Raw genomic sequence first — 16,506 nt, 5'->3', positions numbered from 1 at the left:
CGTTTATTGCTTTTTCTTAAATAAGTTTTTGAAGAAAGATTTTAATTTGGAATCTTTTTTTGTAGCTCTTTCAGCTGCCCTCTTTTCCTTTTCGGCAGCTTTTTCTTTTGCCGCTTTTTCTTTTGCTATTTTTTCTTTTTCTTTCGTTGCGGCTTTGTATGAGGTAAGGGTGTTGGTATCCTGTGTGATTTCAAGTTCTTTGGCTCTCTGTTGAGATTGCTCTAATTTTGTTTGCTCTTCCTTCAGTTTGTATTCCTGAGATTTTGAAAGTTTTTGTTTTTTAGGAACAAGAATTCCTTTTTTATAAACAAGAGTATCTTTCTTTTCGAAATTAACCCATTTCCCGCTTTTTAAATCCTTACTGTATTTGCCTGTTTCGGCCAGAGCACCGTTTTGGTCGTAACGGAAGTAATCTCCATACTTAAAGCCCTTTTTCCAATTTTGAATGGTTTCAATGGTACCGTTAGGATGCCAGGTTTTCCAAAGCCCGACTTTAAGTCCTTCTTTAAACTGACCTTGCTCAGCCAGCTGATTGCTGTGATACATTTTAACGAACTTATCGTCAAGTAAAGTTCCTGCAATGCCCGACTCAGCACTGTGGATGGCACCTCCTTTGAACCAATAGTATACTTTATGGTCTTTTACCTTGATCTTTTTATCGGTTGTATAAAATTCATATCTGAAGTTCGCATCAGAAATGCGTTTGATCATATATGGATCTGAAAATGCAACCAAAAAGAGACTTAAAAAGAACAGAAAAAAAACGGGTAATACTTTTGTTTTCAATGTGGTATTTTTTTTAATAAAACTGGGGCAAGATAAACTTTTAAAATTCTTTTACAAACAAATATTGTAGGTTTTTTAATGATAAAGTATTGGTACAAAAGGACGATTTAAATGGTATTCTGGATACGCTTAAAAACAAGTTTCTTTTTAGTTATTTTTCTATCTTTGAAAGGCTTAAAAATGCCTTTTTGTGCAGTTTTGTTTGTTTTTTATTTTGAAGAGAGTTCCTATTTTTATTGGTCTTATGTTACTTTAGATTACTATCCTTTTGGAATGCTAGTGCCAAACCCAAACAAACCTAAGAATAATTACCGTTATGGATTCCAGGGACAGGAAAAAGATAATGAAATTAGAGGTGGTGAAGGAAATTCGATTAACTATACCTATCGTATGCACGACCCAAGGATTGGTAGGTTTTTTGCAGTGGATCCTTTGGCAAAAGAGTATCCTTGGAATAGTCCTTATGCATTTTCAGAAAATCGTGTGATAGATGCTATTGAGTTAGAGGGTCTTGAATGTTTAACCCTTGGCGATGCGAAGAAAACTTTACAGAATTATGGTACTTCGGCATTAAAATTATACACAGAATATGAAACGTATATTGATGCATACTCTACAACTTTGGGAGGAATTGTTACAACTAGTGCTGGTATAACTTTAGCTGCCGTGCCTGGATTTCAGGGATTAGCTGCTGTTGCAATTACTTATGGTGTAGCTCAAACAGGATATGGAATTGGGAAAATTGCACTAGCTCATAGAAAAGAGAGTGATTCGAGGTTTGATAATTCAAATAATATTCTTCAAATGGCAGGTAATGATTTAGAAGCTAAGGGAATGCCTTATGCAGGTGATGTAGGTTATTATACAGGTGAAGCAATAGATATATCTTCAAACTTATCTGCGGGGTTATTTAAATTAACAGCTAAAGGCACATCAACATTTGGTCGATATATGGCGTACGGAAAAGTTAGTAAGAATTTTTCAAGAGCAATAGATACTTCTGCAAAATTAGCATATGATGCTTTTGTTGCTGATGCGAATAATAAAATATCTGACATAACAAGTTTTAAATCAAAAGTTGAATTTGTTGAAAATGAAACTGGAATAAAAATATTAATGTATTTTGAAGCTTCAAATGTTAAAGGTGATATGATACGTCAAGCTCAAGAAATTGATGTTCCCTTTGAAAACATTATTGATAATAAAGAAAATTCTAATACCTTTGAAGAGGTAAAAAAAATTGATTAAACCCAAATAAACTATGATAAATCGTTATAAAGTTTCAACTAATATTTCTTCATTGCAATATTTTGTAGTAGTTGTTCTTCTATTTTTAGCAATTCTTGCCTCCTTTAAGGGGTATAAGTTTTTAAGTTTTATTTTTTCACTATTTTTCTTTTATAAAGCGTATAAGATTTATTTAAAAAATAAAAATAAAATTACAGAATTAGAAATTGATGAAAATATGATTAGACTATTTAATTATGAAAACAGATTGGTTTTTCAAGCTCAAAAAGAGCTTTTATCATTTACGGAACTTGAAAACGGATTGATAAAAATTCAATCCAGACAAAAAGAGATCTATCATTTGGATCTAGGTACCAGTAAAAATGAGATAAAAATGTTAATAGGAGAACACTTGTTTGAAAAATCAAAGAAAAGCTCTTTTTTTAATTTAGGCAATATCTTAGATTTTTTAGATATTATACGATGAGTAGACTGTACTTACTACTGTTGTTTTGTTTTTTCTTCCATTTCTCAAATGCACAAACATATGACAAAAAGGGTCATAAGCAGGGATATTGGCGAGTGTTTGATAATGAAACCAAACAATTAATATTTGAAGGTGAATATAATCATGGTGATAAAAAAGGAAGGTTTATAACATATTATACAAATGATAAGATTAAAGACGTAAACTTTTTCAAGAAAAATTTATTACATGGATTGCAAAAAAGATTTGCCGAAAATGGTGTTGTATTATGGACCTGCAATTATGTTAAAGGAATCAAGCATGGAACTGAAACCTACTATTATGCTAATGGTAATTTAAAGGCCGTTTTAAATTATTCAAACGGAAACATTAATGGCGTGGAAAAGCATTATTCAATTGATGGAGAAGAGATTAAATTTGAACATTTTACAAAAAAAACGATTATTAGAAAGTAAAAAACAACTCTTCAAAGAGTTCTAATTAAAGAATAAACTTGTGGTATATCCTGTACATGTCTCCTGACTTAGCACTCGCAACTATAAACCGCAAAGAGTATTTATGAAAACATGAAAACCTAATGTCAGATATAATTCTGGCATTAGGTTTCTTTATTTAATAGCTCTCCAATTTGCTATATACCTTTTCAATTTCTTTGTCCATGTAGGCTTGTGCATAATGCACATAACGATTGAAAGAAGTACTGGCATGACTATGTCCGCTAATCTTGCGAACTAAATGTTCCGGCATGCCTAAAATCAATAAAGTTGTAATGGCAGTTCGTCGCATCATGTGTGAACTCATTTTATCACAGAAACGATTTTTAGAGTAATCTGTTTTCTTTGTTATAGGTTGCGTCTTACCTAGTTTTTCGCGGGTAATTTCGATTGGAGCTGTAAAACCGGCAAGCTCACCAATTTGCTTTAGGCTCTTGTTAAAATTGAACAAACTGGTATTTCCAAAAAGTGTGGTCTTATTGTTTGTGGTGGTATAACGCTGAAAAATGGTTACTGCATAGGCAGAAAGTTTAATGAAACTAAAGGTTTTGGTTTTCTTCGATTTAAGCTTTAAATACCAATCCTCTTCCATCTTTTCAAAGTTTTTGTTAGTCAGTAAAAAAATATCCGAGTAACGTAAACCGGTAGTGCAGCCAAAAACAAAAATATCTTTAATTCGCTTGTAGCTCGGAATAAGTTTCTCTTCAAATTCTTTATCGTGAATCAAAAATTTAAGCTGTTCCGGAGAAAGGACAAATATTTCTATTTCTTCTTTTCGAACATAGAATAAACGCTGAAAATCACCTGTATTTAAATCCTTGTCATTTTTCAGGTAATTAAAAAATACGCGAATGACCTTAATGTTAGCACCAACATAATTGTCGTGGCAGCCTTTTTTATATAAAAAATCAGTAAACTTTTGATAGAATTTTTTCCAATAGCTTTTCTCAGATGTTAATTCCCGTTTATCGAGTCTTGACGCGTCGCAGATACGGAGTTCAAATTTAGTTTCATTTGAAAACTGAATTAAATTCTGCAAAACATATTTGTAATTGTCTATAGAACCTGATTTTATTTTTTCACCATTCTTCTTGAGTCGCTTACCCGTTTCTGTTTCTTTTATGAACTGCTTGAATAAGGGAATAATTGCACTCGTTTTTTTCATTACGTGGTTTTTAAAAAAATATAATTTTAAGCGAAAATAACACAGAAAGTAGGTATAAATAAAAAAACTACAACTTTTTTAGGGTTGTAGTTTTTCTTATTCGCTTTTGATAAAAAAAGAATAGTAAGAACTTAATTTTCGGATAATTCCCTTTTTTCCTCAACGCTCTTTATAACTCATCGTTGTGGGTGCGAAGTCGGAGACATTCGCACAACACACAAGACAAATTTATTTATTCACTAGAACTCTTTGTAGAGCGGGCTAAAAGCTTGTTACGTATCCGAAAGCTTTATAAAGGGTGCCTATCTGTATGGTGAAAAAACTATTTTTGGCTTTTAAACATAAAAAACTGCAACCAGAAAATGAATTCCAGTTGCAGTTTTTTTGTTTTATAGATTAGCTGTGTACCTCTACTTAGCGGGCACAAATTGTAAATCTGCGCTATAGTTGTGTTGACATATCCGACTTATCGGGGATTGATGTCTGGAAGGACATAATCACAATATTGATTCTCAAATTTTATCCCATTTAAAAAATAACTCTTTGTATCATATCTGTAACCTTCATATGATTTAATTGTGTCGTAAACAATTTTTTCAAAATTATAAGAATAAACCATATTATCTAGTACTATTTTAATTTTATAATTATACCCTACCTCAAAACTATCACATAACATAAAACGCCATTTTTTATAGCCTCCGTTATCTATGTATCTGTTTTTAACACAAACCCTAGAGCTGTCTTTGATTTCACTTCGAGTATATTTAATTAAAATTATACTATCTATCTTTGACATTTCTAAATCTGTATGAAGATAAGGCATAAATTTACTTATTTTAATAAATTTTTTCTTTTTTAATTTCTCGTTACATGAATAACTAAAAAATATAATAATTAAAATAAAAACACTATTTTTTATCTGTTTTAATGTCATCTTCTCCAATAATTACTACATGAATATCTTGTTTTAAATCTTTTTCAGTTCTATGAATCCTGTAAACTTTTCCCCATGATTGAACATCAAATGAAAAGAACTTCATATCACCAAAAGAAGCTTCTTGTTTAAGGTTTCCTAAATATGTTACTGCATGTTCTCCATTACGAACCTCGTCACCATTAATTATCCAGCTATTAACTGAAAGTATAATACTGTATCCTTGCTGGCTTTTTTTATCAATTTTTTTAAGAAATTGTTCCCCACTTTCAATAGCAGTAGGCTGAAAAGATTCAACATTCTTGAATCCTAATAAATCTTTCATTAAGTCTTTAATAACTGATATAGAGTTACCTTCACCAGATGTATCTCCTTTTGTACCATCATAATCATAAAATCTATTAACTGAATCTTGAATACTGGATAAACCAATCCAATCGGCAGATTGAGTTTTAGGGTCATGTGTTAAATTTTTAGTTTTATTAGGGTCTAAATCAAATAAATGGCTATCAGGTTCAATCTCAAAATTATTATATTTTGCTTTATTATTAGAATAAAGTTTTAACATTGTGTTATAATATCCAGCTTTGTCTTTAATAATCCATAAATATGTTATAGCTGCAATAGCGCATGTACCCCCCCCTCCTTGATTTATAGAAATAGGGTTTTTCATAAGTTCCTTGGTTCTGTTTAAGAATTGAGATTTGTTCCAATATTTACTAAATTCTAAACCTTCCAATTCAACACCGTCAATAACTCTATTTTCACTAAACGCATAAGGAGAATTCCATGGGTAATCTCTAGATAATGGGTCAATAGCAAAAAATCTACCAATCCTAGGGTCATGCATACGATAAGTATAGTTCAACGAATTTCCTTCGCCACCTCTAATTTCATTATCTTTTTCCTGTCCCTGGAATCCGTAACGGTAATTATTTTTAAGTTTGTTTGGGTTTGGCACCAGCATTCCAAAAGGATAGTAATCTGAGAAGCTAAGAACGTCCGGAACAAAGGAAGTAGTAGCGACTCTATTTTCTGTCGACTCTACGCTTGTTGTTACGTTATCTAAAGTAAATGTTTCCGTGACACCATCCTTATTTTTAGTTCGGGCCCAATAAATTACTGTCACTGGACTTCCTGCAGTAAATGTTATACTCTGTCTGCCTGAAACTCCATCGATTTTTTGAATTATTGGGTTCGAAAAGTTTGTTGCTTTAACTTTAATTTCCGGCGCTGAGATTAATTCCAGGTCATAACTTACGGTATATTTTTTACCAGCTACAGTACTCATCGAATAAGATATTCCATAAGTTGCATCCTCTACGTTAATTACCAATTTGTTGCTACTTGTATTTACTGCTGTTGAAACACCAAGTAAGTTCCAGTTATTATCATTTTTGATACTTGTCCAACCTGTAAAGTCGTATTGATTAAGTGTTTCCTGAAGTGGCTCATTAGCAGTTCTAATAAGTTTTCTGTCACTAATTACACTTAATACGTTTCCTAAATGGTTCGACAACTCATAGGTTTTATCTCCAACAAAACGGTAAGATGTCAACGGACTTGTTACTACAGAACCATCTCCTTCTCCTTGGTCTAAACCTTCACAGGCATCTCCAATTCCATTATTATTGATATCTTCCTGAAGCGGGTTGGTTTTTGTTCTGCAATTATCACAAACATCACCAAAAGGATCTTCATCAGAATTTATCTGATCAAAGTTAGGTGTTTTTACGCAATTATCGCAGGCATCACCTACACCATCACCATCAGCGTCTAATTGATTGCCGATACCAGCAAGGTTTTCCTGTAATTTACCATTTGCTATTGCAATACAATTGTCGCATACATCACCTACACCATCTCCATCTGAATCTTTCTGGTCAGGGTTGAATATGAACGGGCATTTGTCTATGCTATTTATATAACCATCTCCGTCTGTATCTTCATTAGGATTACTGCAAAAAGTATCGGCATAGTTAACGCCAGATCGTGTCATTGGAATACCGGTATTCGATTTAGGATTGTTTGTGGAGTTTTGTCCCGGTCCTTCGTCAAAACTGAATGTATTAATTTTAAGATCTTCCGGATCTTCGCCATTATTGATACTATAAGTGAAATCGCATAATTCTGATTTTAAGGCTTGGTAAGACACTTCGTGATCTGGTCTGTATTTTATTGTAGCGGCGCCAAGGCTGTTTGGCGGTACAGCGATATTAAGCCCTCCGTCTCCACCATTGTAACCTTTGTTTTCTTCACCATTTAAGATAGAACGAGATGCCGCAACCGTTGTATAAATATTATCATTCAGCTTAATTTGAATGTCATAGTTGGAGGTATTAGGATTAAGCTTAATATCTGCTTTGAAATCCCATTCCTTTTCCGGTATTGTAATTATATAATCAGGGGCATCAGGCCTCACCTTAATAGGGCTCAACACATAATCAACAGCAGATGCATAACTTCTAAAAGAGTAACGGGTACGTTTTTTTAGTTTTATAACAGCCTTGTACTTATTATGATTTCTACGGTATTTAATTAATGAAATTACCGGAGTATACTGATCTCCAACTTTTTTGACGCCGATAACGATCGAACTTCTGAAAGAGAATGAATTATCACCCGGATGATCTCCTTCTACAGATGATCCGTGGAATACGGCTAAAGTTTTGATTTCCGGAATATTCGTTTCATTCGTATTATTCGAATCTATTTTGAAATGTGCATTTACAGATACCGCCTCTGTTTTTGGCGATTTGTTGTCAAATAAGTTTATAGCATTTTTATTATTTATAGGCCATTCCGTGCGTCCAGTTGTAGAATCAAATCCTAATCCCCAGGTTGCTGTTGGTGACATTGTTGCGGCTACCTTTGCAACAATAGTGTTTTTTGCACTGGCCGTTACAACTTTTGAATTCTTAAGGGCAGAGTCAACATCTTTTGTGATTTCTCTTCTTCCACTTTCAACTCCCAGACGGCTACTGCCGTAAATATCCTGTTCAACTAGGAAATATTTGGTAGTTCCTCCTTCTTTAATCATTTCATAAGTACTCAACACATTTCCTTGTGCATCACGCTGGTAATAAGTGGTAATTGCTTTTGAAGTGGTCGTTAGTGTTTTTGCAACACGGTTTCCTAAACCGTCGTATTCAAAACTAATAATTACCTGATTGGCCAGACCTTTACTTTTGGTAATAGATTCTACCTTACCGTCAACTCTCCATTTTATTTCGTCTAAATTTTCTTTAGCATCCTTAATCAGCTGACCAATTTCATCATAAGCATAGTTTCCTGGAGCTTGGTTGTCAATATCCAGTGAAGTATCATTATCATTATGTGGGTCATTACTAAAGGCTTTATTAGGAACAGCATCGTTAACATGTGTCAATTTATTGGTACCGGCTAAATAGTTGTACGTTAACTGGTCCATCTGAGTTGTGTTTAACGCGCCATTTGCCAATGGAGCCCAGCTATTAAGAAAGGTAAGATTACCATTTCGGTCGTAGCTGTAGTTGCTCTTATATCCGTCTACAGGGTCATTAGCAGCACCTCCTGTGGCATATGAAATTGCCTTAGAGTTCATGCTTTTGATACGGTTAAGCTGATCGTATTTGTAATAGTTAAACTGCGTAGGAATTGGCTGTTGTGAATCGTCTAACAAGGATGTTACCATCTCTTTGATGTTACCATTGTATAAGTTAGAATCTCCCTCAAGAGCATTAGTTCCTTTACTGAAAGCAAAAATTTTGTTGTCGATAGCACTGTTGTTTGTGCTAAAACGGGATTTATAATCTCCCTTATAATAGTTTAAGGCAAAACCAAAAGCGTCTTTGGCAACGATTAATCCATCTTTACCGGCATCATAATCTGCTCCAAGTTTTTCTGAGTTCACACCCTTTAACCAACCTTGTAGGGTATAGATATAATCCAGACCCTGTACTTTTTTATCTCCAATTTCTACACGCGCCAATGGACCATGTTCGTAGTACAGATAGTTAGCTTCTTTCTCCCAGATAACATTGTCTTTACTGGTATAAACCTGTTTGATCCTATTATCAGCATCGTATTCGTAACGGTGTATAAACTGGTCTTTAGTACTGTTTGGCTGATACGTCACTCTGTTTACGTTCCCGCTAATTAAGTCATAATCGTACACGACTTTTTTACGATCTTGTTTAAGAGTGTTAAGCTCTGTATTGTTGTTGGTATGATGAACTAGTTCTTTTACATTTCCATGTACATCATAATTATACAATATGGCATTGTTATACTTGTCCGCCGCTTTTGTTTCTTTTATTTCTTCGGTTAATTTATCATAATAAAGTACAGCAGTCACTCTTTTATGACTATTATCAGAGTCATAAGAAGTAAACCAATCAGCAGTATTTTCAACCGGGATATCATATAGCGTTCTGGTCACCTGATCAAAAGTTTTCCCCTGATTATAAGGGAATTTATCTGAAACGGCATCTACAGGTACAAGCTCCTTATTGTTGGTAAAAATTAGTCTTCCGTTTTCATTGATAGATAAGGAAGTACCAGTTTTAACTTCAAATTGTCCGGCTTCTATAATTCGGCCAAGACCGTCATAACGCGTATAGCTGAAAAGGTTTTTTGCTTTGTCCTGATTAGCGTTTTGTGAGGCCACAATTCTTCCTAACGCATCATACGCAAATCTGGTTTCTCCACCATCCGGTGTTTTTTGCCATACCAGTTGGTTTAATGAATTATAACGGTATTGTGTTTGCATTTTATGTTCAGGAGCAACAGGTACACCATCAACAAGCCCAAGATCTACTTTTTCAGGATCCTTTGCTCTAACGTTCGTTATTGATACATCTGAGTTAGGTTTTAACCTTTGTACTCCTTCTGGTGGAACGGTTTGAATTAAATTTCCAGCCTGATCATAGTAGTACAGTGTATATTGATACTCTTTATCTCGTGATTTTTGAGTAAGAGTTTCCTTTATTCCGCTTAAGGCAGCTTTAAGATAGTTTTGTCTAAATTCTTCTTTTTTGTTTTCATAGAAGGCATTTTCAATTGCCTGTTTGTTTGCTGCTTTTACAATAGCAGCATATATTTCGCATGGTGTTTTCGTTCCTGGCTTAGGAGGAATTACTAAACTGAATGTAGGAATCATTATAGCCGGAGGACAGATCTTATTATTGGCAACATATTTATCGGCAAACTGAGGCCAGATTAACAACTGTTCCGTTGGCTTTGCAATTTGTGACTGCACATAAGCATAGAATTCATTGATAACGGTACTTGTAGTACTATTACCATATCTTAGTTTGGTTGAACCAAATTCGCTAATCGACACAAATAATGGGTTTTCAATACTTGTAATTTCCAGTTTTGTTAAATAATTCAGGTAATCGGTACTGATGTAACCAAAATTTCCTTCGCAGAAATATTTAGCATCTTTATTCATTTCCTCAGACAGCTTATAGTCCGGAACCTGTGCGCTTATAACTTGTTTGAAAGTACGCCATTGATTACCACAAACTATTGGAGCAACTACAGAAGGAATACAAAGGTTAGAACAGCTAAACGCTGATGTTGTGGTTTCTAACGATATAACACTAGCACGTCTTCCAGTTTTAGAAGATAAAGTAGGTTTGTTATTTTGGAATTGTATTGTTCCATCTGCAAAAATAGAAACATACAAATCATCTGAATTATCAACAGCTTTTCTGCCGGTTGTTTTAGGAGGATAGGTTTCTGATACAAACGGACAAAACGCCACAGCGGGAGCTTTAGCTTCTGAACTGGTTATTTTAGTAAAGGTATAATGAGAAATTTTGGTACCTTTTTGTATTACTGTTTTACCCTGATTGTTTATAAAACTTATAACGAATGATAAATCACTTGTTACATCGATATAATTAATACGTCGGGCATTTTTTAGATTGATATCATAAAAATTAATAAAATTTTTGTTATTGATAGAACCTGAATTTTCGTCAAATGTTATACTTAATAAATTGTTTTCGGCAAGAATAGAGTATCGGTCTATCACAACCGGACGGAAATTGTTTTCTGTATATCTTGTTCTTTGTTTTTGAAAATGAGATACTAATTTTGAATCCCTTACAAAAGTATTTATCGGGCTATAGCTGGATACGGTTCCTGATTTCCAGAAATCTCCGTCAGCATTTACTTCGTGGTTTCTTGAAAGTAAGAAATCGTTTAGTACATTTTTTACGTTATTTTCATAAGCAAGCTCTTCGGCAGCAACTACTGTACAAGAAGTAACAGGAGTATAGTCGTTACACGGTTCCTGATTAGGATTTGGTGTATTTACACAGTTATCGCAATTATCAAAAATTCCGTCACCGTCAGTATCTACTGTTCCACAAAATTGTTCTTCACAGTTATCGCCTAGACCATTTCCGTTACGGTCCCACTCACCACAAGGAGAACAGCAGGTCAAGTACAACGGTCTGTTTGTGTCACCGGAGGTGATTTTGGCTGTCACTTGTCTGTTGCTAAAGCCACCTCTTTTGGTTTTTATTCTTACGATATTGTAGTTTCCTTGTAAATTTCCAATTGAAATACCTGAAATACGATCTGCTCCCAGGGTATAACCTGATAGATTTAAAGCAACACGTCTTACATCATTAACAAAAATTGAAACCCCTTCTGAAGTATTTTTCCATTTTACAAGATCATTTGGTTTAACGTCAAAGTAAGTATATAAATATCCACCAGTAAAAGCAGGGTTGGCCGTAATATTTAAGTCTGCCTCGCGGATTGTCCCGGAAGCTTGTAAATCAAAAACTAAATTTCTGAATGCTACATCGAATTTTTCTTTTTTATCACATGGTACTATTGTCAAATTCGAACACTCACCAATATTGGCTTTAGTGGTTCCTTCGATAAGGACTTCTTCGGGAGAATTACAGTTTGATGCAGCACCTGTTCTTTTTACAATACCCAGAATCTGGAATTGGTAGGTTTTACTTATTTTATCATAAGATCCGGGAATGTAGTAAAAACTTTTAAATTCAACTATTTCTTCCCATTTAGGCGGGTTTAGATAATTGCCACAGGCATCCTGATAGTTTGATGTGTTTATAAATCTCAACTCAATTGGTGTTGAAATAGATTGATTTTGATAAGTAAACCCAATATTTAAAGTACCTGCACTGTCTTCGGTAGTTTTGATCTTTGGTGTTTCTGTCGCCGTTTGTAGATTAAAGTCAGGATTAACCTGAGCATTGAACAAATTCTTGGTCAGATAGGTCATACTGGTAGTTTTGAGTCCATTAACTCTTAAACCTTCACTTTGAATGGTTGGGTCTACCAGTCCTTTTAAGAAATACTCCACCTCAAATGACATAGGGCATCTTCCGGTTTCCATGTACATGGCCGATTCTGAGCTGGGTTTAAGGTCAGCAATAATCTGGTCATCCGTAAGTGCGGAGTCAAAACCAAAATCAGCCGGTACAAAGCGTTTTTCTTTTTTTGCAAATAAAGAAGCAGTTTCCTCCGAACAGGCCAAGGCAATTCCTTCACTTGGAGGGATTGTTGGTATTACAGGATCGTGTAGAATTTTGTCTATTAACGTTGTTATTCGTAAGTAATTGGTCTTTCTACCAATTCTATATTGGTCATATTTTTTGAACAAAGTAACAAAAGTGTCTGAACTTTCTACATTGCCAATACAGTCATTATAATTGTTGTTTTTAGCGGCATAGATATGAGAGAAAACGGTTCTGGTTTTCTGCTTAAAGGAAATATAATTTGTTTTGAAGTTTGTCCAGATTCTTTGTTTTAATACCGGATTCTGAATGGTATTAATTTTCGCCAATAAATTAGGTATCGAAAGATTTACAAAGTCTTCATATTCTGATTCCGGTGTAATTCCGTTGTTATATAAAGCAAAGTAATAAGACACCTGAAGCATGTTCAGCCTTTTTCCATTACTAAGCATGATACCTTCAAAATTACCATCTGTTGCTTCGTATTTTAGGAATTTTTTGAGCTCATATTCATCGCCAATTTCTAATTTATTTGTTAATGTATAGTAAGGATCACCATCTGGACCGTTTCCATCTATTTTAGATAATTTTGCAATTATACCATCAGCTGGAGCAAAAATTTTATTGTCTGTGTCTTTGATTTGTTTTGTTTCACTATCATAGTAATCTAGCGTTCTTAATTTTTCATCAAACGCGTCAGAATTATCCCCATCGGAATTTAAATTCTCACATAATACTAAATTATAAACGTAGTATTGATATTCCGGGTGATAGGGTAGCAGCGCATTGGCCCAACTCGTTTTCCATAATGGAACGAAATCAGCGATATAGCGTAAATATTTTGGCTCAACCAGAAATACATTAGGATCATCACTACTCGGATCGTTCTCTGTTACAACGGCATCATCAGACAAACTAGGTTTGTAGAGATTTTCTCCAAGGTATCGTACTCTGACCTTTGATGTTGATCCGTCTTCTTCTTTGTAAGATCCTCCGTGAGGATTCTTCCAATTGTAGTTAGAAACTTTAACTTCAACGTCAGCCCCGGTATCAGGATCTTTTTCTAAAGTTGTAGTATAACCACCATATAATAATTGATTGTTTGGGTTAAAAATACTTAACGGATCGGTTATTTTTTTCGACTCCGGATTTTCGATTTCGGCATCTTCAGATTCTAATCCTTCTACCGAACCATATTGACCGTGCGGGCTCATGTCACCCAGTAACATCTCTAAATTAAGATTACAAACATCGATAGGCTGTGCGCATAATTCACGACAACCGGATAACAAACCTCTAAACTGAGATTTAAAAGCTGTTACCTTTGGAGTTATTTCTTTTTGATCAATTTTTGCCGTGACAAACTCAGATCCGCTGTAAGTAAAGGTATTACCAACGTAAAAGGCATTTAGGTTCTTGATCACGTATTGTTTTTCGGCATCAAGTACTTGAGATTCTCTTTGAGCAACGTTTCCAAGAGAAGAAGCATCAGCTGATAGCTTTAGTTTGAAAGCGTCACATTCTGCTTGCGTTAAATTATCACATATTAAGGCCTGTTCACAACTTTTACAAGTCACGTTACAATCTTCTTCCTTAATATCCGGTTCAAGACCTGCAAAATCAGGAAGGCATTTTTTATCTGTTTTTAATTGGGCAATATAATCATCTGCGTATTTGTTTAAAACATCATAATCTACCCTAAGATCTTTACTTAAAGGATAAGTCCCTACTTTTAGATGTTCGTTCAGATGTAATCCTTTGTATTCTCTTTTTGGTATGCTTAAAGAGACAGGACTAAAAGTTTCTAAACTGAAAATACCAATTTTCGAACGTAAAGGATCAGAACCTGTAAGTAATTCATCAGCGCAATCATTTTTTAAACCAATTGACCAATCGTAAACAAATGGATATTGTTTTCCGGTTAAACACAAATCGGTATAGGAGCCTATATTCTTTTCGAATGTATATTCAAATATGTTTTCATCTTTTTTAATTACAGAAACAGTTGTGTTAAGTCGAATACCATCTTCCTCAATACCATTATTTCCAGATGCATATTTATCATTGTTTGATAATAGGTTAGTGGTTGTTGAAAGATGTAGTTCATCAGTAGTTTCGTCTAATAGAGGTAAGAGATTTGGATTGTTATCTCCTACAAGAGCTGTCGCAATTGTTCTGCCTTGAGGATCCAGATAACTTACACTAGCCTGTTTGTTAGGATCGATTACAATATTCTTTTTGTAGCGTGAAAAATCTCCCACTTTATAACCAAAAAGACGATTTAATTCTTCTTGTTTTGGCTGTGCGTAAAAATACTGCATTTCATGACCAGTCCCAATTTGATGATCGGCACCAACACCACCTTTTCTTTTAATTCTTCCGGTATTATCCGGAGTATACTCAATTTGAGAAAAAGGATATCCGCCGGCATTAGGAACAAGATCCTGATGGTTGTCAAGAATTGGATTGTTCTCTGAATAATATAAACCTGCCCCGGCTGTATTTGACATAGTTGATACCGGTACAGGAGCACAGTTTAGAACAGAAGGATTGTCCCAATCAAAATCATTGTGAGTATATATTATATTATTGGCATTTTTATTTAGATTATTGTAAAAATGAATTCCTGATGAATTTACAGGTGCCGGTAAAACTTCAATAGCCGCTCTTCCCTGATTATCGTAAATAACTTCTCCAACAATAGCTTTTCCCTGAGTGGTAACTAAAGTTGCTCCTGAATATTTTTGTTCCGTAGTATTTGTTTTGGTTACCGTTTGACGATTTCGCAAGCTTCCGTCAAAGTAACTTACCACTTCTTTCTTTTTCCCATCTTCGGCAAAAGTGGCCTGATACTGCCAGTTCTTTTTTCCTTTTTCATGTGCCTGATCGATTTCGATTACCTGTTCCTGAGGCCAGTTAACTATACTTTTAAACGAATCAGTGATACCTGAAGACCACACCCCATAAAAGTTTTTGGAAGTGTTGTCTAAAAATCGCCCAACAGGTCTGATTCGGTAAATCAAATATCCGTTAGAGTAAACAAGAGGGATTCGGTAAGAGACCTCTTTTGTTTGAATTCTAGTACTGTTTCGTTTGAAATCCTGTTCCGTCAGTCTAATTTGATCTGGATTTAGTTTACCACCTTCTTTTTTGTAATTATCAATCCAGGTCCATTCGAGTTCATACTCAACGGCGGGTGCAATTGCATCTTTCGTCCAGTTGATTACTAATTCTTCTGCACCATCACTAACTTTAGAAACAGTTTCTTCTTTTGTGCCATTGTATTTTATAAATTGATGTGAAATAGGAAACACAGAGGTATATTCTGTGCTACTCAACTGCATATTATAGTAGCGGTCTGTATTGAATTTCAAAGCTACAAAAGCGGTAGAGTTAGGAACTACTACCTCGTTGGCGCTAGTACTCACGTCAGAACTGTAATATTTTATAGATTCAACTTTTACCTCGGCTTTGTGGATTCCCGGTAATCGATAAACCGCATAATCATTTAAAGACTGTCCTTTTGTTTTATTATCGTGTTTGATCTTTAAGGTTAAAGAATTTAGAAATGATTTTGTCTTTTTCTGATCATCCAAATAGGTAGTAATAGGATTACCGGCCTTATCCATCGGTATAACGGTCAATACAATTTCGCAATAGTAAACACTGCCATAATTAGCCAGCGCTTCAGGAGTGTTTAAAACGTCATCAAATCCAAAATGAATAGACACTGCAGGTTTTACAGATGTAAAAATTTTTTGTTGATCGATACTGTTGATCTTAGGATCAGTTATCTTTAATGATGGACGTGCGTTTAATTCAGTTCCTTGTTTTCTTTCTCCTGCAAATTCTTCTTGCTGACTGAATGCAAACAAGGAGAACAGGGTAAATACAAATGCTATTAGATGCTTGTTGATATACAT

General features: G+C 34.5%; 7 protein-coding genes. 3 read left to right on the top strand and 4 right to left on the bottom strand.

Annotated features, from left to right (window positions below; translation table 11 throughout):
• Positions 1-3: 3 nt before the first annotated feature.
• Positions 4-786, bottom strand: coding sequence for a toxin-antitoxin system YwqK family antitoxin (locus AC3IS6_RS03420; RefSeq protein ID WP_489163558.1), 783 nt, complete (start codon positions 784-786; stop codon positions 4-6).
• Between the two features lie 111 nt (positions 787-897).
• On the opposite strand from AC3IS6_RS03420, the gene AC3IS6_RS03415 reads away from it, so the two are divergent.
• From AC3IS6_RS03415 to AC3IS6_RS03405, 3 genes are read left to right on the top strand one after another with little or no spacing between them, the layout of a single operon-like run.
• Entirely contained in the window at positions 898-2,034 is a 1,137-nt protein-coding gene (locus AC3IS6_RS03415) for an RHS repeat domain-containing protein (protein WP_489163556.1), read from the top strand.
• 13 nt (positions 2,035-2,047) lie between these two features.
• Positions 2,048-2,500: a hypothetical protein gene (locus AC3IS6_RS03410; protein WP_489163554.1), complete on the top strand. Its 453-nt coding sequence runs from the start codon at positions 2,048-2,050 to the stop codon at positions 2,498-2,500.
• Positions 2,497-2,955: a toxin-antitoxin system YwqK family antitoxin gene (locus AC3IS6_RS03405; protein ID WP_489163552.1), complete on the top strand. Its 459-nt coding sequence runs from the start codon at positions 2,497-2,499 to the stop codon at positions 2,953-2,955. The genes AC3IS6_RS03410 and AC3IS6_RS03405 overlap by 4 nt, the downstream gene beginning before the upstream one ends.
• A gap of 157 nt (positions 2,956-3,112) precedes the next feature.
• Here the strand turns inward: AC3IS6_RS03405 and AC3IS6_RS03400 are convergent, their stop codons facing one another.
• The 3 genes from AC3IS6_RS03400 to AC3IS6_RS03390 all read right to left on the bottom strand — a co-directional run bounded on the left by AC3IS6_RS03400 (position 3,113) and on the right by AC3IS6_RS03390 (position 16,506).
• Positions 3,113-4,159 carry a tyrosine-type recombinase/integrase gene (locus AC3IS6_RS03400; protein WP_489163550.1) on the bottom strand — a complete coding sequence of 349 codons (1,047 nt, stop codon included), beginning with the start codon at positions 4,157-4,159 and terminating at the stop codon, positions 3,113-3,115.
• 466 nt (positions 4,160-4,625) lie between these two features.
• Entirely contained in the window at positions 4,626-4,985 is a 360-nt protein-coding gene (locus AC3IS6_RS03395) for a hypothetical protein (protein ID WP_489163548.1), read from the bottom strand.
• A gap of 85 nt (positions 4,986-5,070) precedes the next feature.
• The gene (locus AC3IS6_RS03390; protein ID WP_489163546.1) at positions 5,071-16,506 is read right to left on the bottom strand and encodes a thrombospondin type 3 repeat-containing protein; all 11,436 of its coding nucleotides are present in this window, start codon (positions 16,504-16,506) and stop codon (positions 5,071-5,073) included.

The organism is Flavobacterium sp. KH_035, assembly GCF_057839565.1.
This window is presented reverse-complemented; position numbering and strand designations above follow the sequence as displayed.